Origin of the sequence: Stackebrandtia albiflava, from assembly GCF_007994225.1 — a bacterium.
In the GTDB taxonomy this organism is placed as follows: Bacteria; Actinomycetota; Actinomycetes; order Mycobacteriales; family Micromonosporaceae; genus Stackebrandtia; species Stackebrandtia albiflava.
On the sequence record NZ_VLLL01000007.1, the window covers coordinates 64399 to 87185 of the forward strand.

At 71.2% G+C, this 22787-nt stretch carries 23 protein-coding genes; 7 read left to right on the forward strand and 16 right to left on the reverse strand.

Going from position 1 to position 22787, the window contains the following annotated elements; translation table 11 throughout:
• Positions 1-116: 116 nt before the first annotated feature.
• Both LX16_RS19195 and LX16_RS19200 read left to right on the forward strand, forming a co-directional pair.
• Complete coding sequence (locus tag LX16_RS19195; protein WP_147141046.1) at positions 117-2060, forward strand: HelD family protein; 1944 nt, start codon at positions 117-119, stop codon at positions 2058-2060.
• 49 nt (positions 2061-2109) lie between these two features.
• Positions 2110-4809 carry a DEAD/DEAH box helicase gene (locus LX16_RS19200; RefSeq protein WP_147141049.1) on the forward strand — a complete coding sequence of 900 codons (2700 nt, stop codon included), beginning with the start codon at positions 2110-2112 and terminating at the stop codon, positions 4807-4809.
• Between the two features lie 51 nt (positions 4810-4860).
• Here LX16_RS19200 and LX16_RS19205 read toward each other — a convergent pair whose 3' ends face one another.
• The 3 genes from LX16_RS19205 to LX16_RS19215 form a co-directional block, all read right to left on the reverse strand.
• Entirely contained in the window at positions 4861-5166 is a 306-nt protein-coding gene (locus LX16_RS19205; protein WP_147141051.1) for an HPr family phosphocarrier protein, read from the reverse strand.
• Between the two features lie 90 nt (positions 5167-5256).
• Entirely contained in the window at positions 5257-5703 is a 447-nt protein-coding gene (locus tag LX16_RS19210) for a PTS sugar transporter subunit IIA (protein ID WP_147141053.1), read from the reverse strand.
• Between the two features lie 630 nt (positions 5704-6333).
• Positions 6334-7551: an NADP-dependent isocitrate dehydrogenase gene (locus tag LX16_RS19215; protein WP_147141055.1), complete on the reverse strand. Its 1218-nt coding sequence runs from the start codon at positions 7549-7551 to the stop codon at positions 6334-6336.
• A gap of 209 nt (positions 7552-7760) precedes the next feature.
• On the opposite strand from LX16_RS19215, the gene LX16_RS19220 reads away from it, so the two are divergent.
• Entirely contained in the window at positions 7761-8591 is an 831-nt protein-coding gene (locus tag LX16_RS19220; protein ID WP_147141057.1) for an MBL fold metallo-hydrolase, read from the forward strand.
• Between the two features lie 288 nt (positions 8592-8879).
• On the opposite strand, the gene LX16_RS19225 is transcribed toward LX16_RS19220, so the two are convergent.
• Together LX16_RS19225 and LX16_RS19230 are read right to left on the reverse strand one after the other, a co-directional pair.
• Positions 8880-9386: a hypothetical protein gene (locus LX16_RS19225; RefSeq protein ID WP_147141059.1), complete on the reverse strand. Its 507-nt coding sequence runs from the start codon at positions 9384-9386 to the stop codon at positions 8880-8882.
• Between the two features lie 11 nt (positions 9387-9397).
• Positions 9398-10045: a DUF998 domain-containing protein gene (locus LX16_RS19230; RefSeq protein WP_147141062.1), complete on the reverse strand. Its 648-nt coding sequence runs from the start codon at positions 10043-10045 to the stop codon at positions 9398-9400.
• A gap of 143 nt (positions 10046-10188) precedes the next feature.
• Between LX16_RS19230 and LX16_RS28010 the strand changes: the two genes are divergently transcribed.
• Both LX16_RS28010 and LX16_RS19240 read left to right on the forward strand, forming a co-directional pair.
• Complete coding sequence (locus tag LX16_RS28010) at positions 10189-11445, forward strand: sensor histidine kinase (RefSeq protein WP_147141064.1); 1257 nt, start codon at positions 10189-10191, stop codon at positions 11443-11445.
• Positions 11442-12110, forward strand: coding sequence for a response regulator (locus tag LX16_RS19240; RefSeq protein ID WP_147141066.1), 669 nt, complete (start codon positions 11442-11444; stop codon positions 12108-12110). Before LX16_RS28010 ends, LX16_RS19240 begins: the two co-directional genes overlap by 4 nt.
• A gap of 15 nt (positions 12111-12125) precedes the next feature.
• Here LX16_RS19240 and LX16_RS19245 read toward each other — a convergent pair whose 3' ends face one another.
• The 10 genes from LX16_RS19245 to LX16_RS19290 all read right to left on the reverse strand — a co-directional run bounded on the left by LX16_RS19245 (position 12126) and on the right by LX16_RS19290 (position 17950).
• On the reverse strand, positions 12126-12491 hold the full coding sequence (locus LX16_RS19245) for a hypothetical protein (RefSeq protein ID WP_147141068.1): 366 nt from the start codon (positions 12489-12491) through the stop codon (positions 12126-12128).
• 40 nt (positions 12492-12531) lie between these two features.
• The gene (locus tag LX16_RS19250) at positions 12532-13368 is read right to left on the reverse strand and encodes a cytochrome c oxidase assembly protein (RefSeq protein WP_147141070.1); all 837 of its coding nucleotides are present in this window, start codon (positions 13366-13368) and stop codon (positions 12532-12534) included.
• Positions 13365-13853 carry a DUF2243 domain-containing protein gene (locus LX16_RS19255; RefSeq protein ID WP_147141072.1) on the reverse strand — a complete coding sequence of 163 codons (489 nt, stop codon included), beginning with the start codon at positions 13851-13853 and terminating at the stop codon, positions 13365-13367. The genes LX16_RS19250 and LX16_RS19255 overlap by 4 nt, the downstream gene beginning before the upstream one ends.
• A 118-nt stretch (positions 13854-13971) precedes the next feature.
• Entirely contained in the window at positions 13972-14484 is a 513-nt protein-coding gene (locus LX16_RS19260) for a P-loop nucleotide/nucleoside kinase family protein (protein WP_147141074.1), read from the reverse strand.
• A 55-nt stretch (positions 14485-14539) separates the two neighbouring features.
• On the reverse strand, positions 14540-15391 hold the full coding sequence (locus LX16_RS19265) for a hypothetical protein (RefSeq protein ID WP_147141076.1): 852 nt from the start codon (positions 15389-15391) through the stop codon (positions 14540-14542).
• A gap of 94 nt (positions 15392-15485) precedes the next feature.
• On the reverse strand, positions 15486-16187 hold the full coding sequence (locus LX16_RS19270) for an RICIN domain-containing protein (protein WP_147141079.1): 702 nt from the start codon (positions 16185-16187) through the stop codon (positions 15486-15488).
• Between the two features lie 19 nt (positions 16188-16206).
• Positions 16207-16941, reverse strand: coding sequence for a hypothetical protein (locus LX16_RS19275; RefSeq protein WP_147141081.1), 735 nt, complete (start codon positions 16939-16941; stop codon positions 16207-16209).
• A gap of 8 nt (positions 16942-16949) precedes the next feature.
• Positions 16950-17309 (reverse strand): hypothetical protein, encoded by a 360-nt coding sequence (locus tag LX16_RS19280; RefSeq protein ID WP_147141083.1) that lies wholly within the window; start codon positions 17307-17309, stop codon positions 16950-16952.
• Positions 17306-17602: a WXG100 family type VII secretion target gene (locus LX16_RS19285; protein ID WP_147141085.1), complete on the reverse strand. Its 297-nt coding sequence runs from the start codon at positions 17600-17602 to the stop codon at positions 17306-17308. Before LX16_RS19285 ends, LX16_RS19280 begins: the two co-directional genes overlap by 4 nt.
• Before the next feature lie 18 nt (positions 17603-17620).
• Positions 17621-17950: a hypothetical protein gene (locus LX16_RS19290; protein ID WP_147141087.1), complete on the reverse strand. Its 330-nt coding sequence runs from the start codon at positions 17948-17950 to the stop codon at positions 17621-17623.
• 190 nt (positions 17951-18140) lie between these two features.
• Here LX16_RS19290 and LX16_RS19295 point away from each other — a divergent pair, with 190 nt between their 5' ends.
• Both LX16_RS19295 and LX16_RS19300 read left to right on the forward strand, forming a co-directional pair.
• Positions 18141-18569, forward strand: a complete 429-nt coding sequence (locus LX16_RS19295) for a hypothetical protein (RefSeq protein ID WP_147141089.1) — start codon at positions 18141-18143, stop codon at positions 18567-18569.
• A 27-nt stretch (positions 18570-18596) separates the two neighbouring features.
• Positions 18597-20867, forward strand: a complete 2271-nt coding sequence (locus LX16_RS19300) for a hypothetical protein (protein ID WP_147141091.1) — start codon at positions 18597-18599, stop codon at positions 20865-20867.
• Between the two features lie 437 nt (positions 20868-21304).
• Here LX16_RS19300 and LX16_RS19305 read toward each other — a convergent pair whose 3' ends face one another.
• Positions 21305-22627 (reverse strand): EsaB/YukD family protein, encoded by a 1323-nt coding sequence (locus LX16_RS19305; protein WP_158645659.1) that lies wholly within the window; start codon positions 22625-22627, stop codon positions 21305-21307.
• Between the last annotated feature and the right edge of the window lie 160 nt (positions 22628-22787).

Genomic DNA, 22787 nt, shown 5'->3' on the forward strand with positions numbered 1-22787 from the left:
CGGTTCAGAAGGTTTCTCACGCCTCGGCGCGGCCCGTCCAGCCGGGCGACGCCGGACGTGACCTCACGGCCGGGCCTGAGGCAGTGGGCATTCCTGCTCCGCGAGAAGGCCGATTCATGACCGAGACCTCCACCGACACCGCGCTGCGCGCCGAACACGACCACCTGACCGCGTCCCGTGACGCACTCGCCCGGATGCGAACCCGCACCGAGGCCATCACCGACAACGCGGGCGACCAGCTCACCGCCTGGGCGCTCGGCCGGGTCCGGATGCTCCGGCTGGCCGACCTCGCCGACCGTCCCGACACACCGCTGTTCTTCGGCCGTCTCTTCTTCGACGACGAGGACTTCCACATAGGACGACGCCACGTCGTGGACGCCGCCGGCAATCCCATGGTGCTCGACTGGCGGGCGCCCCTGTCGCGCACCTTCTACCAGGCCGGCGCCCGCAACCCGATGGGTGTGCAGCGGCGGCGCCGCTTCGGATTCCAGGGCGGCACCCTCACCGGCTTCGAGGACGAGCCGCTGGGCGAGGGCGTCGACCTGGGCGAGTCCTCCCGCATCCTGGCCGAGGAGATCGAACGCCCCCGCGTCGGTCCGATGCGCGACATCGTCGCCACCATCCAACCCGAACAGGACGACCTGGTCCGTAGCCCGCTGGCGACGACGATCTGCGTGCAGGGCGCGCCCGGCACCGGTAAGACGGCCGTAGGTCTGCACCGCGCCGCCTACCTGCTGTACGCGCACCGGGAACAACTCCGCCGCAGCGGGGTGCTCATCGTCGGCCCGAACTCGGCGTTCATGTCCTACATCCAGAACGTCCTGCCGACACTGGGCGAAGTGGACGTCACACAGGTCGCGGTGGACGAACTCACCACCGGGGTACCCGTGCGGGGCACGGACATGCCCGAGACCGCATCGGTCAAACACGACGCCCGGATGGCCGAGGTGCTGCACCGCGCGGTGTGGCGGCACGTCGGCGAACCCGACGACTCGCTCATGATCCCCGAGGGCGGCTGGCGGTGGCGGCTCGGTGAGGAGTACCTGCACCGCGCCGTCACCGAGACCCTCGCCGAGGAACTGCCGTACTCGGTGGGCAGGGAACGCGTCCGCGCCCGGGTCGTGGCGGGCATCCGGCGGCAGGTGGAGATCCGCAGCGGCGACTCCCCCGGCGAACCGTGGGGCCGCCGCATGGGCAGGCACAAGGTCATCACGGGCTTCCTCGACCGCTTCTGGCCCGCTCTCGACGCGAAGAAGCTGCTGACCAGGCTGTACACCGACGCCGAGTTCCGCGCGGCGGTGTGCGAGGGCGTCCTCACCGAGCCGGAGGCGGAACTGTTGGCGTCGCGCACCAAGACGCCGCGGTTCAGCCTCGCCGACACGGTGCTCATCGACGAGATCACCGGTCTGCTCGACCGTTCCACCGGCTTCGGCCACGTCGTCGTGGACGAGGCCCAGGACCTGTCCGCCATGCAGTGCCGCGTCATCGCCAGGCGCAGCCGGCACGGTTCCCTGACCGTGTTGGGCGACCTGGCGCAGGGGACGTCGCCGTGGACGGCCGCCGACTGGCGCGAGTCGTTGCGTCACCTCGGGAAACCCGACGGCGACGTGGTCGCCCTGACCACCGGCTTCCGGGTACCCGCCGACGTGATCGCGTTGGCGAACCGGCTGCTGCCGTCACTGAAGGTGGAGGTGCCCGCCGCCCGGTCGCTGCGTACCGACGGCCTGCTGGAGATCGTCCCCACCGAGTCGCCGGACACCACGCTGGCCGAGGCGGTCGCCCGGGCGCGCGGCTACGAGGGTTCCGTCGCCGTGATCGCCGCCGACGCGGCGGTGCCGGGACTGCGGGACGCGCTCGGGGAGGACGACCGGCTCAGCATCGTGCCCGCGACCGAGGCGAAGGGCCTGGAGTTCGACCACGTGATCGTGGCCGAACCGGCCGACATCGTCGCGGCCGAACCGATGGGGCTGCGCCGGTTGTACGTCGTGCTCACCCGCGCCGTGTCCCGGCTGACCGTCGTCCACTCGGCACCGTTGCCGGCGGCGCTGCTGCCGGCCTGAACGGCGCGGCACCCGTCCCCCGCGCGGCACGGATAGGCTCGGCGACACCATGGACGTGTCACGGTTGTTCCTCGCGCTGGCCGATCTGGCCCCCAAGGGCCGCAACGGCCTCACCGGTGCGGTTCCGGAGAGGACGCCGTTCTCGTGGCACATCGGCCTGTTCTCGCCGTTGCAGGGCATGGAGGCGTCCCGGTTGGCGTCGCTCGACGAGCTGCACCGGCACGAACGACTGCTGCGGCACGGTTGGGGCGTGGTGGTCGGAGACACCACCGTGGACGGTCGTCGCCGCCCGGTGATGCTGCCGCTGGTGACCCGGCCGGTCCGCTTGCGGCGGATCGGGCACCGGTACCGGGTCGAGGAGGCCGGTGACGTCACCGTGCATCCCTCCGTCACCGACCAGGCCACCGTGGACACACTCGAGGCGGTGTTCCACTCACCGGCGGGCGCACCCGGAGGGGACGCACTGTTGACGGCCGCCCGTGCCACCGGCCTCCCGGTGGCACGGGTCGCCGACGGGCCGGTGGAGGACGCCCTGGTGGTCGTGCCCCACGCGATCGTGTTCCTGGCCCGCCACGCCGACCGGGTCGGTGTCGCCGACGACCTGCGCCGGTGGGCGACCGTCCCCGGCGTCGCGGAGACCGCGCTGGGCGCCGTGCACCGGACCGCCGCGACGGAGCAGGCCACGGAACCGGGGACCGACTCCGAGCCGTGGTCACCGCTGCCGCTCAACACCGACCAGCGGCTGGCGCTGCTGCGGGCCAGGAACGGCCCGGTGACCGTCGTGTCGGGGGCGCCCGGCTGCGGGAAGAGTCACCTGCTCGCGGCCGTGGCGCTCGACGCGATCGACGCGGGCCGCTCGGTGCTGTTGGCGACGCAGTCGGTGCACGCCGCCGACGTTCTCGCCGGGTTGCTGGCCCGGCAGCCGGGTCCGACGCCGGTCCTGTTCGGGGACAGCGAGAAACGCGCCGCGTTCCTGACCGAGTTGTCGGGCGGCCTGGCGACCGGCTTCACCGCCGAGGAGGTCCGGGTTCACGAGCTGCGCGCCGAGGCCGCGCAACGGCACGTGCGCACCATCGAGGCGGAACTGCGGGAGGCGCTGCGACAGGAGTCGCTGGCGTCCCGGGTGCGGCCCGCCGACACGCTGCTGCTCAACGACTTCCCGCGTCTGCGTGACACCGGCACCGACCTGTCGAGGGTGTTCCGGCACCTCGCGGCCGCCGAGGCCGGCGAGGGTTGGCGTGCCCGCTGGGGGCGGTGGCGGCTGAGACGGCTCGCCGGGGACCGGCCACTGCCGGAGGTGCGTGCCGCCGCGACCGTCGCCGAGCACCACCACGCCGCGGCCCGGCTCGCCGCGGGTAGCGGCACCGACCTGACCGGACGCTGGACGGACCTCCACGAGGCGGAGGAGCTGGCGCGCCACGCGATCGGGGACCGGCTGCGACACCGGGCGGGGGCCGCGTCACGCCGGGACGGCGGCGCCGCCCGTGCCCTGACCGCGCTCACCGCCGCGATGCGGGCGGGACGGTCACGGCGGCGCGGCATGCTCACCGAGATCGACCCGGTTGACCTGCTGCGGGCGTTGCCGTTGTGGATCGGCACCGTGTCGGACGTGGAGGACGTGCTTCCGGCGATCCCCGGGATGTTCGACCTGGTGATCATGGACGAGGCGTCGCACATCGACCAGTTGCGGGCCGCGCCGGTCCTGGTCCGGGCGAAGACCGCGGTGGTCGCCGGTGACCCCCGCCAGCTCCGGTTCGTGTCCTTCGTGTCCGACGCGGAGGTCGACGTGGTCGCCGCCCGGCACGGTCTCACCGGGGACCGGGACCGGTTGGACGTGCGGCGGTCGAGCGCCTTCGACCTGGCGGCGTCGACGGCGGCGACGGTCCGGCTCACCGAGCACCATCGCAGTGTCCCGCACCTGATCGACTTCCCGGCGCGCCGGTTCTACCAGGGGAGGGTCGCACCGGTCACCCGGCATCCCCGCAACGACGACGTCGACGCGATCGACGTCCACCGCGTGACCGCCGAGGCACCGGAGGAGTCCGGTGCGGTGCCCGCCGAGGTCGACGAGACGCTCCGGCTGGTCGACGAGGCGGTCCAGGCCGGCGAAGAGGACATCGCGGTGATCACGCCGTTCCGGGCGCAGGCCGACGCGGTCGAACGGCACCTGTTGGCGCGTTACCCGGAGACCATCTCGCGGCGGTTGCTGCGGATCGGCACGGTGCACGCGTTCCAGGGCAGCGAGGCGGACACGGTGGTGGTGTCGCTGGGTGTCACGGACGGCTGCTCCGCCGGGCGGAAACGGTTCGCGGCCTCGCCGAACCTGTTCAACGTGATGGTGACGCGGGCGCGGCGGCGGCTGCACGTGGTGACGTCGTTGACCGCGCCGGACGGCCTGATCGGTGACTTCCTCGCGCACGCCGAGCGCCCGTTGCCGCCACCGGAGGCGACCGAACCGGGTGAGTGGGTGCGTGAATTGGCCGTCGAACTGCGCCGGGCGGGCGTGGCGGTGACGGAGGGCTATCCGGTGGGACATTGGACGGTGGATCTGTGCGCGGGCCGGGGGGAGGACGCGGTCGGGCTGATCTGCGCCGTGCACCCGGACGGCGTGGACGCGCACCTGGCGCGGCAGCGGTCGCTGCACCGGGCGGGTTGGCGGTTGGGCGACGCCTTCGCCAGCCGGTACCGGTCGGACCCGACGCGGGCGGCACTGGACCTGCTCACCCGGTACGGCCTGACCGCCTCCTGACCCGCCCCGTTGTGTGCCTTGGGTGGGCACAGGCCGGTGAAAGTGCCTCGATTACGCCCTTATGTCCGGTTTGCGCCTCAGGCCACCCGAGGCGGAGGTGGCGGCGGGTAACGGCCGGGCGAGGACGCCGGCGAGCGCGTCGAGGACGACGGCGTCGTCGCCCTCCAGTTCCACGTCCTCCCCGGTCCTGACGTCCATCGCGATCACCAGGAGCAGACTCTTGGCGTCGACCGGTTCGCCGCCCGCCCGGCGGATGTGCACCGGGGCGGTACTGCGGCCCGCGACGCGCGCGAACTCGACCGCCGCGCGGGCCTGAAGACCGGTCTCGACCGCCACGGTCGCCGTGCGCCGTGCCATTCCGCCACCCCCGTCCTCCGGCGAATGATCGTCCATTGAGGCGGGTCGGCGTCATCCTGCCGTGACGCCGACCCGCGGCTTCGCCCGGTGTCACCACCAGTCGTAGAGGGCGTCGCCGGAGACGACGCTGCCGCCCGCCCTCACCTTGAGGCTGCGGGCCTCCGCGTCGAGCGCCACCACGGGCACCATCGGGCAGCATCCGCCCGCCTCGACCGCGGTGACGTCCCAGCCGACGACGGGCTGCCCGGCGCGGACCCTGGCACCCCGCGCGACGAGGGTGTGGAAGCCGTCCCCGGTGAGCCGTTCGGTGCCGATGCCCAGGTGGACCTTGACGCCGCGGCCGTCGTCGCCTTCGACCGTGTACATGAAGGGGCCGATCTCGGTGACCACACCGTCGATCGGGGCGACCGCCTTCCCGATGGCCGACACCGGCTCGATCGCGAGCCCCGGTCCGGCCTCCCCCTGAGCGAACGACCTGTCGGGCACGTAAGCCAGTTCGATGGCCCTGCCTGTCACGGGTGATACCACAGTGGTCATCATTCCTCCGCTTCAGTCCGCTTGCGGTCCGGCGACCGGTGCCGGTGCCCCGTCCGGCGAGTACTCGATCCGCCGTCGTCCGGCCCCCGGGTGGTCACGGTGTGGGTGGGAGCGGTGATGGTTCGGCGGTCACGTCGTCCTCGGCGTCTCCGGTCACGCCGGGATGCGGGTCGGCTCGGGCTGGCTCGTTCCGGTCCCCCTCGGTCCGCCGCTGCGCCGGTTCGGTGTCAGCGGCCACAGCCCACCGGTGACTCCCACGGTACCGACGAGAACCGGTTCGGGTTCCGGCTTTGCCGCAATCGGCCGGGTTCCGGTGTGGTGGAAGATCGTTGTGGGCGCCGCGATCCGGACATCCCGCACGGTTTTAGGCATGTCGATGCGCCTCCACACCGGAGTATCGGCGGCACCGTCGGTCGGTCTCCGTCACAGCGCCCCCACGCATAGCGGAGGCCCCGAGACATACGTCTCGGGGCCTCAACTGGGAAGGGACGGCAGGCTCTCACCAGTCAGGTCGCGCGCGTGCGCTCACCCGTCACCATGCCCAACGCACCGAACGACCACTCAGTTACGGGCAAATCGGATGTTTCTCGCATCTGCGATCGTCCCGTGCGAGTCGCATCGGCGTTCCGGTCAGGCGGCCAGCTTGCGCGACAGGTTGTCGGCGATGGCGGACATGAACTCGTCGGTGGTGAGCCACGGGGTGTCGCCACCGACCAGGAGTGCGAGGTCCTTGGTCATCTGGCCGCCCTCGACGGTGTCGATGCAGACCTTCTCCAGGGTGTCGGCGAACTCGGTGACGGCGGGGGTGCCGTCGAGCTTGCCGCGGTGCGCCAGGCCCCGGGTCCACGCGAAGATCGACGCGATGGGGTTGGTCGAGGTCTTCTCGCCGCGCTGGTAGGCGCGGTAGTGACGGGTGACGGTGCCGTGCGCGGCCTCGGCCTCGACGGTCTTGCCGTCGGGGGTCATCAGGACCGAGGTCATCAGGCCCAGCGAGCCGAAGCCCTGCGCGACGATGTCGGACTGGACGTCGCCGTCGTAGTTCTTGCAGGCCCAGACGTAGCCGCCCTCCCACTTCAGCGCGGCCGCGACCATGTCGTCGATCAGGCGGTGCTCGTAGGTGAGGCCCCGGGCGTCGAACTCGGCCTTGAACTCGGTGTCGAAGATCTCCTGGAAGATGTCCTTGAACCGGCCGTCGTACGCCTTGAGGATGGTGTTCTTGGTCGACATGTACACCGGGAAGTCCCGGGCGAGGCCGTAACGGAACGAGGCGCGCGCGAAGTCGCGGATCGACGCGTCGAGGTTGTACATGGACAGGGCGACACCGGAGCCGGGGAAGTCGTAGACCTCCATCTCCATGGGCTCGCCGCCGTCCTTGGGGGTGAAGGTCATGGTCAGGGTGCCTTCACCGGGGATCTTGATGTCGGTGGCGCGGTACTGGTCGCCGAAGGCGTGACGGCCGACGATGATGGGCTTGGTCCAGCCGGGCACCAACCGGGGGACGTTGCTCATGATGATGGGCTCGCGGAAGATCACGCCGCCGAGGATGTTGCGGATGGTGCCGTTGGGCGACCGCCACATCTTCTTCAGCCCGAACTCCTCGACCCGCGCCTCGTCGGGGGTGATGGTGGCGCACTTGACGCCGACGGAGTGCTCCTTGATGGCGTTGGCCGAGTCCACGGTGACCTGGTCGTCGGTGGCGTCGCGGTGCTCGATCGACAGGTCGTAGTACTTCAGGTCGACGTCCAGGTACGGCAGGATCAGGGTGTCCTTGATCTGCTGCCAGATGATCCGGGTCATTTCGTCGCCGTCGAGTTCGACGACGGGGTTCTCTACCTTGATTTTGGCCATGCCTGGATTCTCCTTGCTTCGGTTTCACTGGCGCGGCGCAGGTCAGGTCGACGGCCTGAAGCGCTAACAGTACAAGCGTACTGGAGTGCCCCGCGGGCCTCACCGTCCCGTCACTGAGTCGGTCACCACACCCCGCGACCGCCGTCCGGCCCCGGCCGGGCGACCGGGACGGGCGGCCCGGCGTGGACCGGTTCGGGCAGGATGGCGGGATGGCAGTCTCCCGCCGGATCGGCAACACCGAGATCTTCGCCCTCACCGACGCCGAAGGCGGCTTCTTCACCCACCGCCACGACGCCTTCCCCGCCGCGACCCCCGAGCAGTGGCGCGCCGCCGACCGGTTCGATCCCGGCGCGGTCACCACCGAGGGGAGGTGGTGGCTGCAGTTCCGGTGCTTCGCGGTGCGCACCGCCGGTGGCGTCACGATGATCGACACCGGGGTCGGCCCCGCCGACTCGCCCGCCGCGTCCTGGGCACCGGTTCCGGGGCGGCTGCCGGAGGAGCTGGCGGAGGTCGGCATCTCACCGGACGACGTCACCCGGGTGGTGATGACCCACCTGCACACCGACCACATCGGATGGTCGGTGACGCGCCGGGACGACAGGCTGCTGCCGTTCTTCCCGAACGCGGAGTACCTGTTGCAGGCGGCGGAGTTGGCGGCGGTGCGGGAGTTGAACCCGCACCTGCGGCACACGTTGATCGCGCCGCTGCAGGAGGCCGGCCGGCTGCGTGTCGTCGACGGCGACGAACGGTTGTCCCCGGAACTGCGCGCGGTGGCGACCCCCGGCCACACACCCGGCCATCAGAGCGTCCTCGTCGACGACGGCACCGACCTGGTGACGATCACCGGCGACCTGTTGGTACACCCGATCCAACTGCTGTACCCGGACGTCGCGTACAGCCACGAGAGCGACCCCGAACTGGCGAGGCGGAGCCGTGTCGCCCTACTGCACGAGGCGGCGGAACGCCACGGCGAGTTGGCGACCCCGCACCTGACCGAGCCGTTCCTCCGGGTCCCGGAGGGCACGCTCCCGTCCCGGTGAGCCCCGGCGCGGGGAGCAGGCCGAGCTCGGCGAGGCGCCTCGGTGCGGCACCCTGGCTCCGGAGAACTACGCCGACACCTGGACACCGACCTGCGGTACCGGCACCGGATCGGCGCGGCGCGCCGGGTCGGCTGCCGTTCCACCGACCCGGCGACGAGGAGTACTGGGAGTTCGGCCTAGACCGGTCACCGGAGACGGCGAGGTGACGGTCCTGCGTCACGACCATCTCGGCGGCGTGCCGCCCGAGGTGTGGGCCGAGTCGTTCGGCGGATTCGTCCTGCGGTGCCGTCACGAGATCGGAGGCGTCCGACGCCGCACGTGGAACCTCACCGCCACCGGGCCGGGTCCGGCCGGTGGCAGGCCCAGGGCGGCCCGGCGCGCCGCCAACGGCGGGTACCCGGTGGCCGAGTCCAGCACGCTCGGTGACGGCGTCCCGCGTCGCCACCAGGTCCCCTCCGGGGAGTGCACGGTGACCGGTGTCCCGGCCGGCAGTACGGTCGCCGGGTCGAGTCGCCACCACCGGCGCGCCCCGACCACGACGAGATGGTCCACCCCGCCGGTTCCGGTCACGGCGGGAAGCCCCGCGTCGGTGAGGGCACGCCGTGTCCAGTGCGCCGCCGGGTGCCGCAACGGGCCGAGGTAGCCGACCCGCCCCGACTCGGCCGCCCGGATCCGCAGGTAGCCGAGTTCGTAACCCGGCCCGGGCGGGCCGCCCCGCGCGACCTCCGCCGCCAGGTCGTGCCCGAACCGGTCGTACCAGTCGCACAACCGGTCGAGCAGTCCGGTGTCACGCATCGTCGGAGTGTTCACCCCGCCACCACCTCTCGTTCGGGGGCGGGGACGACCGCCGGGGACTCCGTCCGCCGGTCACGCGCCCCCATCACCCACAGGAATCCGATGTGGACGAACAGCAGTGCCCGTTGCGGCAGACCGCGCCAGCTCCCGCCGTCGGCCAGCCACGGCAGGAAGGTGTTCACGGTGGTGATCAGCAACGTCACCACCGACACGATCGCCAGCCAGCGCAGCACGACACCGTGCCGGCCGCCGCGGCACGTGACCGCCAGCCACACCGCCACCCCGGTCACGCCCACGAACGCCGCGCCGGCCGCGTACCGGTGCACCTGCCCGGCGAACGTCGAGACCGCGACACCGGCGTCGGTGGGGAACACCACCACCAGCACGTACATCACCGCCGCCCCGGACAGTCCCCACACCGCCGGCCTCGACCGGCCGAGGAACGCCAACGCCGTCAACCCGCACGCGGCGGCCACCGCGAACGCGCTCGCCGCGAACACGGCGTCCCCCGGGGAGCCCAGCGCGTAACTGGAGACCGGCTGCCGCAACGGGTCCACCCGGTCGGCGGCCGCCACGTGCAGGAACGCGAAACCCGCCAAAGCGACGGCCGCCGCGATCCGGGTGGCCGTCCCGCCCATGCGTGCCATGTTCTCGTCCATGGCGGCGAACCTATGGACGATCCACGGCCGGGCCGTCACACCGCAGCGGGGTTCTGCGCCTCCACCCCCGGTACTACGCGACACCGCCGGTACCCACCCGTGGATCGACGCCGCGGCGGCCGGTACCCGCCTATCGTGTCCTGGTGACCCGCACCCCTCCTACGGACAATCCGGTGCGCCGGGTCGTCAGCCTGCTGATCGACACCGGTCCCCCCTTCGACGGCCGTTGGCGTTTCCGGTTCACGACCGTCCTGGCGCTGGTGGGGCCGGGCTCGGTGCCGTTCGCGGTGCTGCTGTTCGCCGTGCAGAACCAGATCCTGCGCACCAACTACGGCGTCCCGGGTATCTCGCTGCTCATCGCGTTGCTGACCGGGATCTCGGTGCTGGCGGCCCGGTTCCATCCGTTGGCGGCCTGGCTGATGTGGCTGGCGTCGGCGGCGTGGGCGGCGGTCGCGGCCGTGCAGCAGACCGGCGACCCGTGGCCGTTGACGCCGGGCGGCCTGTTCGCGCTGCTGGTGGTGCAGTTCGCGGTGGCCAGGGACGCCCGGACACTGTGGGCGTTGACGACGTGGGTGGTGAACCTGCTCGTCTTCTACGGCATCAGCCAGGAGATGCCCGGTGTCCTCGCGCAGCAGAACCTGCTGTTGGCGTCGCTGTTGAGCCTGGCCGCCCTGCTGATCGGGGTCATGGTGCGGGCGTCCCGTCGTGCCCGGCGCCGGGTGGAGGAGGAGGCCAGGCTCACCGCCGAGGAACGGACCCGGCGGCGGCTGCTGGAGGAACGCACCCGGATCGCCAGGGAGCTGCACGACGTGGTCGCGCACCACATGTCGGTCATCACGGTGCAGGCCGCCACCGCCCCGTACCGGCTCCCGGACCTGCCCGAGGACGTCCGGGCCGAGTTCCACTCGATCGGTGCGCAGGCCCGGCAGTCGTTGGCGGAACTGCGCCGCCTGTTGACGGTGCTGCGCAACGAGGACGACGCCGCCGAACGGGAGCCGTTGCCCGGCATGGAGAGGCTCGCCGAACTGGTCGAGTCGGTCCGGCGTTCCGGTACGCCCGTCGATCTGCGGACCGACGACGTGTCGGGGTTGCCGGAGGCGGTGGCGTTGACCGGGTACCGGATCGTGCAGGAGGCGTTGAGCAACGTGGTCCGGCACGCACCGGGCGCGGCGGTGGCGGTGCGGGTGGCCGTGACGGCGGCGGCCGTGGAGATCACCGTGGTGAACTCGGTACCCCCGGAGGGGGTGCGCGCGGTACCGGAGGGGGCGGGCCTGGGACTGGCGGGGATGCGGGAACGGGTGACACTGCTGTCGGGCGAACTCTCCACCGTCGCGACCGACGACGGTGGTTTCCGGGTCCACGCGGTGCTGCCGCTGGGCGACGACGAGGAGGATCGATGATCCGGGTACTGATCGCGGACGACCAGGCGATGGTGCGCGCCGGTTTCGCGGCGTTGTTGGCGTCCCAACCGGACATCGAGGTGGTCGGGGACGCCGCAGACGGCGTTCAGGCCGTCGACCGGGTCGCGCGGCTGCGTCCCGACATCGTGCTCATGGACGTCCGGATGCCCGAGATGGACGGTCTGGCCGCCGCGAAGCGCCTGCTGTCGGAGGAGTCGGGGTTCCGGCCCAGCGTCATCATGCTCACCACCTTCGACATCGACGACTACATATACGAGGCATTGCGCTACGGCGCCAGCGGTTTCCTGTTGAAGGACGCACCACCGGAGGACCTGATCGCGGCGGTCCGGGTCGTCGCGGAGGGGGAGGCGTTGCTGGCGCCCTCGGTGACGCGGCGGTTGATAGCGGAGTTCGCCAGGAGTCGTCCGGCGGCGCCGGTGCGGTCGGCCCGGTTGGCGGAGTTGACCGAACGGGAACTGGACGTGCTGCGGCTGGTGGCGCGCGGTATGTCCAATAAGGAGATAGCGGGCGCGTTGTTCGTGTCGGAGCAGACGGTGAAGACCCACATCAACCGGATCTTCGCGAAACTGGGGTTGCGGGACCGGGCGCAGGCGGTGGTGTTCGCGTACGAGTCGGGGCTGATCACCGCCGGGCGACCTGACTGACCGCGCCGCGGCCGGTCAGCGGTCGTCCCGCCATGCCGCGTCGGCGGGTGGTGCAGCGGTGGCGAGGAGGTGCGCGACGATCCGGAACGCCTCCGGCAACGGCACGGTGTCGGCGTCCGGGTACTCGTCGTCCTGGCCGTTCTCCAGCCGGAAGCCGTCGCCGTGACCGACCGCACCGGGTGAGGTCGCGTGCCCACCCGCATCGCCCGGTCCGCGCAGCAGCATGACCATCGCCCGTTCGCCGTTGGTGACGTACGTCAGTGAGCGGCCGTCGGGGTGGGTGAGCCGGGTCTCGTACCGTCCCCGCGCCATCCGGCCACGCAACAGTGCCCCGACGTCCTCCGCCGTCACCGGCTCACCGTCCGCGGTCCACGGTTCCATCCGATGAGCCTACGACGGCCTCTCCCCCTGGCATCGGGCCTCAGTCGCCCGTGACCGTGCCGCGAACCACCGCGTCGCGGCGCAGCCTTCGGGCCCGGTCCCGCTCCCTGGCCGTGTACCACTGCGCGGCCAGGACGACCGCAATGGCCACTTCGACCACGTCACCGCCGTAGTACATCCACTGCGCTCCCGTGTGGAGGTCCACCGGGTCGAAGGACGTTCCGGGCGGCGGTGTGGCGTACAGGGACTTGGCGAGGATCGCGTGTGCGGCTCCGGCGACGAACAGTGTTCCGCCTCGCAGAAGGAGACCGTGACGGTGACGAGTCGGGTCCACCTGGCACACGGCGAAACCGAACAACAGTCCCGCCGCGAGCAGGTGGAGCATCACCGCGCCGTGCCACGGTGAGTCCTGCCCGGTCGCGGCGGCCAGCGGTGTGCGGTACAGCAGCCACAGGCCACCGAGGTTCCACAGTGCCGCCACAGGCGGAAACAGCAGCCAGGAAGCGGGCCGGGAGCGCGTGGTCCGCAGCAGCGCACGACGATGCCTCCCCGGCGGCAGCGACCGCAACGTCAGCGTGACGGGTCGTGCCAGGACGAGGAGCACCGGGGCCACCATCGCCACGGCCAGGTGACGGACCATGTGGACGGTGAACGGGCCACCCGGTGGCGTTGTCCACACCGAGACGGCGAGCAGCACACCACCGGCCGTGAACGCCACGTCGCGGGCGTGGTTCCAGGCGTCACCGCGCCGCCGCAACCGGGCCGCAGCGACGAGATAGAGGATCACCGCCGTCACCGCGAACACGGCCACACCCGCCTCCACGACGGGGAACGGCGTACCGTGGCCGGGATGGGGATGGTGCGCGGACCAGGTCATCGACGTCCGTCCCCGCCTGCACGGCGGTTCTTCTCCGCGCGGACGACCAAGACCAGCCCGACGACCAACAGGATCACCGCCGCGCCGTTCCACGCGAGGTCATACGGCAACAAGTCCACACCGTAACGGATCTGGTGCAGCCGCAGCAGTTTGTGGTCGACGACGCCGTCGAACAGTTGGAAGCCGCCGAGTCCGAGGAACAGGCCGGACCACGCGTGCGGCACCGACAGGGCGTGGCGGCGGCGCAGGTCGGCGAACCACGCGAACCCCGCCACCATGCCCAGGAGTTCGGCGGTGTGGAGCAGGCCGTCGGAGAGCAGCCCGATCGCGGGCGTGGCGCGGTCGTAGAAGTGGTGCCACGCGAGGATCTGGTGGAAGACGATCTCGTCGACGGCGGCCATGATCGCCACACCGATCAAGGCGCAGGCCGCCGTGGAACGACCCGGCGACCGGCCACCGGAGCCGTGCCGGAACGCGCCGGACATCCGACCTCCCCTCGTCCACCGCCGCCCGAGACGGCCACGGCGCCGCGGCTACCCGGTCGCACTACCCGCGCCGGTCGGATCGAAACGCCCGTAGGGGAGGCCTCGTCGACGGCGGACGTCAGCCGAGGGCGGCGGCTATCGTGGCGGCGGCCTCCTCGGGCGTGACGTGGGCGGTGTCGACGGTCAGCGGTGGCCGGTCCCACGGCTCGTACCGGCGGGCCCGCACCGCACCCCAGTCGGGTTTGACCAGTCCCGGGACGTCGGTCTCCCGTTGTTCGATCCGGCGACGGTGTACGTCGCCGTCGGAGCAGACGAGCTCCACCTCGCGGATGTCCGCGCCCGCCGCCGAGGCGACCCGTCGCCAGGCGTCACGGGTCTCCGGCAGGGGGTTGACACACTCCACCAGCACACTCAGCCCGGCGCGCAACTGGTCGTCGGCGATCCGGTGACACGTCAGGTAGCCCACCGCGTGGAGTTCACCCGCCAACTCACCCGAATCCCTGATCGCCTGCTCGACGGTGTCCATACGCAGGTATGGGACACGCAGCCGCGCGACCAGCCGTTCGGCCACCGTGGTCTTGCCCGTACCGGGCAGCCCGCACAGCAGGATCAGGGTGGGTGTCGGCGCCATGCCGGAAACCGTACCCGACAGCGGGCCTCCGCGTGAGTCCACTGAGGGTGAACGGTCAGCGCTGGATCCAGAAGACGGCGGTCTGGCCGAGTCCCGCGACGTTGAACGCCTGCACGCTCATGCAGTCGAGCGAGTCGCGGTACACCTCCACGTCGAAGGTGTACGAGTCCACACCCGCGAGGTGGTTGCCGGAGCAGTCGGTGACCAGGTAGCCGAGGATGTCCGCGCCGCCGTCGTCGGCGGGCGTCTCCCACTTCGCCGCGTATCTGCCGTCGCCCGCCCACCACGCCCCGAACAGGGTGGGGTGGCTCGGCACGGTCACCGATTCCGGCGCGGAGTCGTCCGGTTCCCCGGCGTCGTCCTCGGGCACCTCCGACTCCGGGGCGGACGAGGACGGGGTGTCCTCACCCTCCGGCGGCGTCGGTTCCGCGGTCGAGCCGGCGGGCACCGGTTTCCCCGACGCCGGTGAGGAGTCCGGGGTCTCGGTCGCGACCGGACCCGGTTCGGCCGCCGGGGCGGGCGTTCCCATCGCCGACAGGCCGACCAGTCCCCCGGTGACGGCCGCGACGAGCAGCACCAGTGCCGCCGGAATCAGCCAGCGCGGGCGCGGCCGGGAGGGCTTCGGCGGTGTCGCGGTGACGATCGGCAGTTCACGGGTGTGGTCGGGGTCGTCCTCGACGGGCCCCGGCGGGGTCGTGGTGAAGACCGGTTCCGGCGGCGGTGTCGGCTCGGCCGTCGGCTCCTCCGGCGGCGACGGGTCGGGAACGGTCGTCGAAGGGGGATCCCAGAAGCCGCGGATCCGTTCGGGGGCCGGTGAACGCGGCGCCACCGGCACGATCGGGTGCTCCTGGGTGTCGTCGGACCCGTCGTGCGGCGCGAACGGGTCGATCGGTCGCTGGTCTCGCATTCCTGCCGTCCTCAAGGGGCGTTCCACCCGGACGGCACACCCCGGGAGGCGGCGGCCGGCCTCACACCGGTCCGTCGCCGTCACCGGCCGGGCGTCACGACGGGTGGAACTGAAGCTGTTGGTGGTCCGGCTCCGAGCAGGGCGCGGTCGCCACGACACGACCCTCCGCGAACTCGTGGTCCTCGAACACCGCCAGGCACTGCCCGGCCGCGGTGCGCAGCCGGAGGGTCCCGTCGTCCGACGGCGACAGTGTGAACTCCTGCATCGGTTCCTCAGCGTCACATGCGTAGGGCGCGAAGTAGTAGACGTCGTCCTCCTCGGCGGCCTCGTCGTCGAGTTCGGGGCCGTCAGCCTGAAGACAGTAGTCGTCGGCGAAATCGGGGTCAAGGAATCCGATGCGGACGGTGTCCGGGGCCGTCCCGTCGACCGTGAACCGTGTGCCGTCGCCTTCGCATTCCATGGCGGCCAACACGATCCGGTCGACATCACCACCGTGTGGTGACAGGCCCAGACAGCTTCCCGGGCCGCCGATCGAGATCCGGTACTCGCCGTCCGCAACCGGGCCGTCGTCCACGGGCGTCTCGGAGGCGGTCGCCGGTTTCCCGGCGGGCGCGGCCTCGTCACCGCCGCCGGCGGACAGGGTGACCCAGATCAGCGCGGCGACCAGCACGACCGCGACGGCTCCCACCGCGACCACGGCGGCACGGGCACCGCGGGCGGTGGCGAGGGTGGCTCCGGCGCCGGTCTTGATCCGGTCGGGGGTGGAGGGGCCGTCCTCGCGCCAGCGTGCGGTCATGCGGACTCCAGGGGTGGGTTCACAGGGAGGTGAACGCGAACGTCCGGCCCTCGGCCGGGTCGCAGGGGGCGGTGCCGACACCGTCGCCGGCGGGCAGGCTCCATTCGGTGAAGACCGTCAGGCACTGTCCGGCGGCGGTCTGGATCCGGAACAGGTCGCCGTCGGCGACCAGGGTGAACTCCTGGAGCCGCTGCCCGGCGTCGCAGGAGTAGGGCGCGAAGTAGTACAGGTCCTCGGGTTTCGCGGTGTCGTCGGCGAGGCCGGGGCCGTCCGGTTGGAGGCAGAACTCGGTGAAGCCCGGGTCGAGGAAGGCGAGCCGCACGGTCTGGGCGTCCACGGCGGTGAGCGCCAGATGGCTTCGCGTGTCGTCGCAGGTGCCGCCGGCGACGACGAAGCGGTCGGGAAGGCCGTCGGGGTGTTCGGACAGTACGAGGCAGGTGTCGCCGCCGTCCGGTCGTATCTGGTAATCCCCGTCCGGGACCGGGCCTTCCGGCGCCGCCGGAGTGGTCGGGGAGGTCTGCGGTTCGGGGCTCGGTGAGGCGGAGGGGGACCGCGCGGGGTCGGCGACGGTCGCGCCGCCGTCGCCGCCGAACGAGACGGTCGCCCAGATCAGCGCGGCGACCAGGACCACGGCCACCGCCGCCACCGCGACGAGTGCGGCGCGCGGGCTGCGGGCGGTGTTCAGCGTGGCGCCCGCGCCCGCCCGGATACGGTCGGGTGTGGACGGACCGTCGTGTCGCCACTGTCCGGACATGGGCTCTCCTACGGCAGGGGGCTCGGGGCGCCGGGATCGAACAGGCTCGATTGTTGCATCTCGCGTTCCCGCTCCTCCCGCTCCTTGCGTTCCTGTTCCTGCTGGAACGCGCTGGTGACGGCGATCGCGGCGACGATGAGGGCGACCACCACGAGTCCGATGAGGGCGGCGGGCCACAGCGACAGGCGTTGCCGCCAACTGCGCGACGCGCCGTACAGCAGGGCGGACCTCAGTTGCCGTCGCCGCAGCGCCGCGGCCTGGAGGATGTGCCGTTCGGTGTCGGCGGTGCGACGCATGGGAGTGGGCACCGGGTCCCGGTCGCCGGGGCCGGCCGGTGCCGCGGTCTCCCCGGCGGCCGGGTCGGTCACGAGAACCTGGAGATCATCCGGCCGGCGAGCGCGGCGATGGACGAGGCGTTCTCGTCGGTGGCGTTGATGAGCCGCTGGAACGCCTCCTGCGCCTGCTGGTAGTGGTCGTCGAAGTTCTTGCCGTCGGCGTCCTTCTCGTCCCAGCCGGCGCCCTCCCAGTTGCCGAGGACGGCCGCGGTCTGGGACTTGACGTCGTTGAGGATGGCCTCGAACTGCCCGCGGTGGCCGATCTGGGTGTCGGCGAGCGCGCTGAGCAGTCCGGAGTCGCCGCCGAGTTCGTATCCGATGCTCACGGTGGTCTCCTTGTCGGGTCAGACGTGATTGATTGTGAGGCCGGTGCGGGCGGCGGCGAAGGTGGCCTGGCCCTCGTCGTCGGTGGTGACGGCGTCCTGTTGGCCCTCGGACAGGTCCACGCCGTTCTGGGAACACCATCGCATCAGGCCGTTGAACGCCTCGGTGAGGTCGTTGCGGGCGTCGCGGAAGGCGGGAAGGGTGTTCCCGGACACCGCCCGGTGGTCCTCCTCCATGTCCGCGATCAACTGGCTGAGCCGGGTGTGCATGTCCTGGGCGGAGTCTCCGGCCTGCTGACCGGCCAACCCCATGGCGTCCCCGGTGGTGAGTTTGAACGCCTGCTCGCTCACTGCGCCTCCTCCATTGTGTAGTCGATCCGCGGGGCTTGAAGATTGCAGATGCAAAGGGTACTGTACTCACCCGAAGAGACAGGTGTCAAACCGTGACGACTCAGAGGCCGCGCACATCGGACGCGGGGTTCATGCCCGCAAAGGCACCGAGAACGGGCGGACGTCGTGGTGACGGAGACAGGAGGCAACCATGGTCGTCGGTGTTAACGGTGACGCCGCAGCCACCGCCGGGGACAACACGATCGACGCGTCGGTGGTGTTCCAGCGACTCGAAACCGACTTCGCCACGTCACTGGAGGACGCCGCCGCCGCGTGCAAGGGCGAAGTGGAGTCGGTCGTCGGATCCGGCTTCGAGTCCTACCTCTCCGAACACCGCGGCGCACTGGCCGAAGTCGAGGCCCACGGCACGAGCGCCGGGGGGAACCTGCGCGCCAGCGCCTTCGACGGCGCCAACACCGACCACGACATGGCCATCACGTACGAGGGCGCGTCACGCGGCCCGGGACCGTGGCGCGACGGCGGATACGCGTACGTCCCGTACTCGGACGGGTCCACTGCGGACGGAGGCGCGCCGCCCGCCGACGGCACCGGCTTCTCCCCCTACATAAACATCAACTGAGCCGGCCAGATCCGGAAGGACCCTTCGATGGCAACGTTCTCCCCCTACGAACCCGAGACGGATCCGGGCGTCCTCGCGGACCACGCGGCCCAACTGATCGGCATCGCCGGCCGGATCACCGGGCACGGCGTCACGGTCACCACCGCCATCGGTTCCGGGGCGATGGAGTTCTCCGAGATGATCGCCGAACCGATCCGGGGGGTCGCCACCGAGAACGAGGCGGCCTGGACCTCCGCGATGCAGGCCGCCATCTACGGTGCCGCCGTCGCCGCCGACTTCGCCGCCGACATCCTCGAATACGAGGGCAAGATCGACGCCCTGAAGGAACGGTGGCACGAGGGTGCCGTCCGCAACTTCGGCGCCGGCCACGACACCGAGGCCGAGGGGTTCGACGCCGACTTCGACGCCGGGAGGGCCGCCCTGCTGGCGGAACTGAACGCCGAGGCCAAGGCCGCGAAGTCCGACTTCGAGACCGCAGCAGACGACCGCAAGGCCGACCTCGACAGCGGCCCGACGGCCGAGTCGATACAACGGCTCATCGACGAGGGCATGATGCCCTGGTTCATGGGGAACAACCTCTGGGGCGACGCCGCGGGCACACCACCGGCCGTCCTGCAACGCGAGTACGCCGACAAGGCGGAGTACCACCTGAACGGCGGGGCGGACGGCGAACTCGACGAGGCCGACCTGCGCGCCGCCAACCGGATCCTCGGTGCCTTCGGTGAGTACGCCGACTTCAGCTACCGCCTCATGGACAACCTCGGCGCCCAGGGACTCCTGGAGACGGCGGGACGCATCGGCGCCGGAGGTTTCGGCTCGGACCTGACGGCGGAGATCCAGGCGAACCTGGGTGTCGCCCTCGCCACCGCCACCGACCCGGACAACGGCGGCCCGTCGGTGGGTTCTGAGTGGATCCAGGAACTCATGAACGCGGGTGGCCAGGACCTTCAGATCGTGGGTAGTAGCGGAGAGGGCAACTACGGCCTCGGGTACTACGCACTGGCTCCCCTGTTGCTGCAGACCGACCGGCCGTTCGCACCCGAGCTGCTGGTGCCCGTGACCGAGCACATGATGCGCCTCGACGAACGCGGCGCGTTCATGAACCCGAGCATGTTCGGCATGTCGGGGGCCGATGCCAACCGGTTCGATCCGACCGGGCGGCTCAACGGCAGCCCGCTCAACGCCGGCCTCACCGCGATGAACAACAACCCCGAGTCGGCGACCATCTTCTTCTCCGAGAACGGCCGGTACGAGGAACTGGTCGGCGAGTACGAGTACCAGGTGTACGGTCACGCGTTCGACGACGACGCGATCGACGACAACCTGACTCACCTGATCGGGGGCCAGGCGTCGCATCACGTCGACATGGACCTGGTCGGCGACGCCTTCGAGGCCGCCGTCACCGGGCTTCCCGCCGGCACCGCTGTCGACGGCGACCGGCCGCGCCACACCGAGGACATGATCACCATCATGGAACGCGCCATCGAATACGTCGCCGAACACCCCGAACGCTTCGACAACGATGAACGTGCGTTCGTCGTGATGGACAACTTCGCGAACGCCTCCGTGCACTACATGGAGGACATCCACCGGCTGTTCTCCGACGAGATCTACGAGTGGATGCCCGAACCGCACGGCGACCGTGCGTTGGACGTGTCGGACTCGAAGCTGGAGAACTGGTTCAACCTCATCGGCGGCGACGTCGAGGCCGCCGGCACGGTCTGGGGCGGCAGCCAGGCACTGGTGCTCAGCCAGATCGCGGAACTGCCGCCGGAGGCGTTCCAGTCCGGCGCCGGCGAGATCTCCGAGGTCCACGGCCTGATAGCGGGCGCGTTGCACAGCGGCATGTACGAATCCCTGCACGGCGACGTCAAGGACGAGGCGGAACTGCGCAGCAAGTGGATCTTCGGCGCCAAGGCGGGTCTGTCGTTGGCAGGCGGCTTCGCCACCGGGGGTCTGTCGCTGGCCGCCGGCGCGGCGGCCGGCGTCCCGATCGGCTGGGGAATCGACGCGCTCGCCGGGACGTGGGAGATGTCGCCGGAGGAGTTCAACGCCCGGGTGGAGGAGAACGCCGAACGGTACAACGACGACTACGACGAGATGCGGGAAGGCGCAGGCGGCGAACACATCGACGCCTATCGGGACGCGTTGATCGAAGCCAACCCGGCGTTGGCCGACGCCACCGTCGAGGTGGAGGACGAGAACGGCGACATGGTGGACTACCCGGTGGTGGACATCATCGTCCACAACCACTTCGAACGCTACTGGGAGAACGTCGAGATCCCCGTCGAACGCTGACGACGCGCCGGAGTCGCGCCCGAACCGGGCGGATCCGGCGGGTGACACCACGCCCGCGCGTCCCGGGCCGGGTCGCCCGCCGTCCCCCGCTCCGCCCGGGCCATGCGCCCCCGGCACCGGCCGGCATCCGGCCGTGATCGTTCACCCGCCGCGCATTCCTGAAGCCGGGCTGAATATCCCGTTGACACCGTTTCGCCCGATTCTGGATACTTCGGGTGCCGGGGTGGTCTGCCCCCGGTCGGGGTGGGGGGTGGATGTGGTGCGTCCACGTCGTCCCGTGTGGTCGTCGTGGCCTTGTCGTATCCACCGGTGGAGTTCCCGCCGTCCACAGGCGGTCGCGCGCACGCCGATGGCCCCGTCTCACACCGTGCGAAGGCCGGCCGGTTCCATCCCGCGCCGCCCGGCCCGACCCGGCCCGCCCACCGTCGGCGGGTTCCTCACCAGCCCACCGCCGCGTACAGGCCGGTGATCTGGCCGCAGATCGCGATCATCCCGGCCACCAACAGGATCTCCACGACCCGGATTATGCGGGCGGCCGACGCATTGGCCACTGTGGAACGCGGCACCGACGCCAGGCCCACGTATACGAGGGCCGCCAGCACCGCGACCGCGGGCGCCCACGGCAGCAGCACCGAACCGGCCAGCAGCCACCCCGCCGCGCAGATCGCCAGGGACAGCGTGCCCGCCACCCGGAACGGTGCGACGTGGCGGGTCTGGTCGAACACCCGGGACCGCGACAGCAGCGCCAGTCCCGCGCCGAGCGCCAACAGTCCGGGCCACAGTTCCCCACGGGACACCAGGACCAGGACGGCGGTCGTCGCCACCGTCGCGATCGCCAGGATCGCGCCGGTCAACACGGCGTCCAGCCGGGCCAGGATCGCCGCCAGGCGCGGCTCTCGCACCTCCTCACCGGCCTGAATATCGCGGTCCACACCGAACAGTCCACTGAGTCCCATGGCGGCGCGCGGCAGCAGTCCGATCGCGAACACCGTCAGGACCAGGGCGATGCCGACCGTCGCCGTCAACGGCGCGCCGAACTGCATAGCGATGACGACGGGTGTGGCGATCGAGGCGACCACCGCCAGGCCGACCGTGAACGGCAGTGCCAGCGGCGTACCGACCAGCGACACGAGCATGAGCGCCACCGCCGCCCAGGCGCCGTAGGTGTGGCGCAGCAGTTCACCCACGAGTCCGTCGGGGGCGATCGACTCGGAGGCCAGGTGGGTGATTCGCCACGCCCACAACGCTCCGGCGGCCAGGCTCAGCCGGGACAACAGCGGCGCCTGGTCCGCCGACCACCAGCTCACCACCGTCGCCGAGAGGCAGACCAGTCCCCCGGTCAACAGCACGGCGAGATCCGCTCCGGGTACGAACGCGGCGGCCACCACCGCGACGGCCGCGACGATGGTGGCGTAGAGCCTGCCGGTTCCGGCCCGCCACCGGTGTCCGGCGGACTCGACGTGATCCTCGACGCTGTCGCGCACGTCCTCCACGGCGGCGGGCAGTACCGCGTCGGTGGCGTCGTGGAGGTGAAGGACGTCGCCGTCCCGTACCGCCGCGTCGGCGAGGCTGCGCGCCGGGTGGAGCCGGGTGCCGTCCACCGTGGTGAGTTCCCAGCTCGCGGCGTGCCCGTCGCGGCCCGCGAGGCCCCGGTTCAGCAACGGTGGCAACAGTTCCGCCACCGGCACGCCCGAGGGCAACGCCATGTCCCTCGTGCTCTCCGGACCGACGACGGTGACACTGCTGTACTGGCCGGGCACGCTGACTCCAGAAGACCTCGAAGGGTGTCTATGATTGCGATCGCGAAGCATGAATGCGCGGGAGGTTGGCGCCGCGACCACAACGAAGGTAACCTACGCGAACTGCTCGGCCGCAGTCAAACGTCCCCACGGCCGAGACCGACCCCTCCGAGACGGGAGC

Coding starts and splice junctions, on each gene's coding strand:
- LX16_RS19220 (WP_147141057.1), top strand. CDS start 7,761: ATGGCAGTCTCCCGCCGGATCGGCAACACCGAGATCTTCGCCCTCACC.
- LX16_RS19295 (WP_147141089.1), top strand. CDS start 18,141: ATGGTCGTCGGTGTTAACGGTGACGCCGCAGCCACCGCCGGGGACAAC.
- LX16_RS19275 (WP_147141081.1), bottom strand. CDS start 16,941: ATGTCCGGACAGTGGCGACACGACGGTCCGTCCACACCCGACCGTATC.
- LX16_RS19260 (WP_147141074.1), bottom strand. CDS start 14,484: ATGGCGCCGACACCCACCCTGATCCTGCTGTGCGGGCTGCCCGGTACG.
- LX16_RS19270 (WP_147141079.1), bottom strand. CDS start 16,187: ATGACCGCACGCTGGCGCGAGGACGGCCCCTCCACCCCCGACCGGATC.
- LX16_RS19215 (WP_147141055.1), bottom strand. CDS start 7,551: ATGGCCAAAATCAAGGTAGAGAACCCCGTCGTCGAACTCGACGGCGAC.
- LX16_RS19210 (WP_147141053.1), bottom strand. CDS start 5,703: ATGACCACTGTGGTATCACCCGTGACAGGCAGGGCCATCGAACTGGCT.
- LX16_RS19255 (WP_147141072.1), bottom strand. CDS start 13,853: ATGTCCGGCGCGTTCCGGCACGGCTCCGGTGGCCGGTCGCCGGGTCGT.
- LX16_RS19205 (WP_147141051.1), bottom strand. CDS start 5,166: ATGGCACGGCGCACGGCGACCGTGGCGGTCGAGACCGGTCTTCAGGCC.
- LX16_RS19300 (WP_147141091.1), top strand. CDS start 18,597: ATGGCAACGTTCTCCCCCTACGAACCCGAGACGGATCCGGGCGTCCTC.
- LX16_RS19225 (WP_147141059.1), bottom strand. CDS start 9,386: ATGCGTGACACCGGACTGCTCGACCGGTTGTGCGACTGGTACGACCGG.
- LX16_RS19200 (WP_147141049.1), top strand. CDS start 2,110: ATGGACGTGTCACGGTTGTTCCTCGCGCTGGCCGATCTGGCCCCCAAG.
- LX16_RS19250 (WP_147141070.1), bottom strand. CDS start 13,368: ATGACCTGGTCCGCGCACCATCCCCATCCCGGCCACGGTACGCCGTTC.
- LX16_RS19265 (WP_147141076.1), bottom strand. CDS start 15,391: ATGCGAGACCAGCGACCGATCGACCCGTTCGCGCCGCACGACGGGTCC.
- LX16_RS19240 (WP_147141066.1), top strand. CDS start 11,442: ATGATCCGGGTACTGATCGCGGACGACCAGGCGATGGTGCGCGCCGGT.
- LX16_RS19230 (WP_147141062.1), bottom strand. CDS start 10,045: ATGGACGAGAACATGGCACGCATGGGCGGGACGGCCACCCGGATCGCG.
- LX16_RS19195 (WP_147141046.1), top strand. CDS start 117: ATGACCGAGACCTCCACCGACACCGCGCTGCGCGCCGAACACGACCAC.
- LX16_RS19245 (WP_147141068.1), bottom strand. CDS start 12,491: ATGGAACCGTGGACCGCGGACGGTGAGCCGGTGACGGCGGAGGACGTC.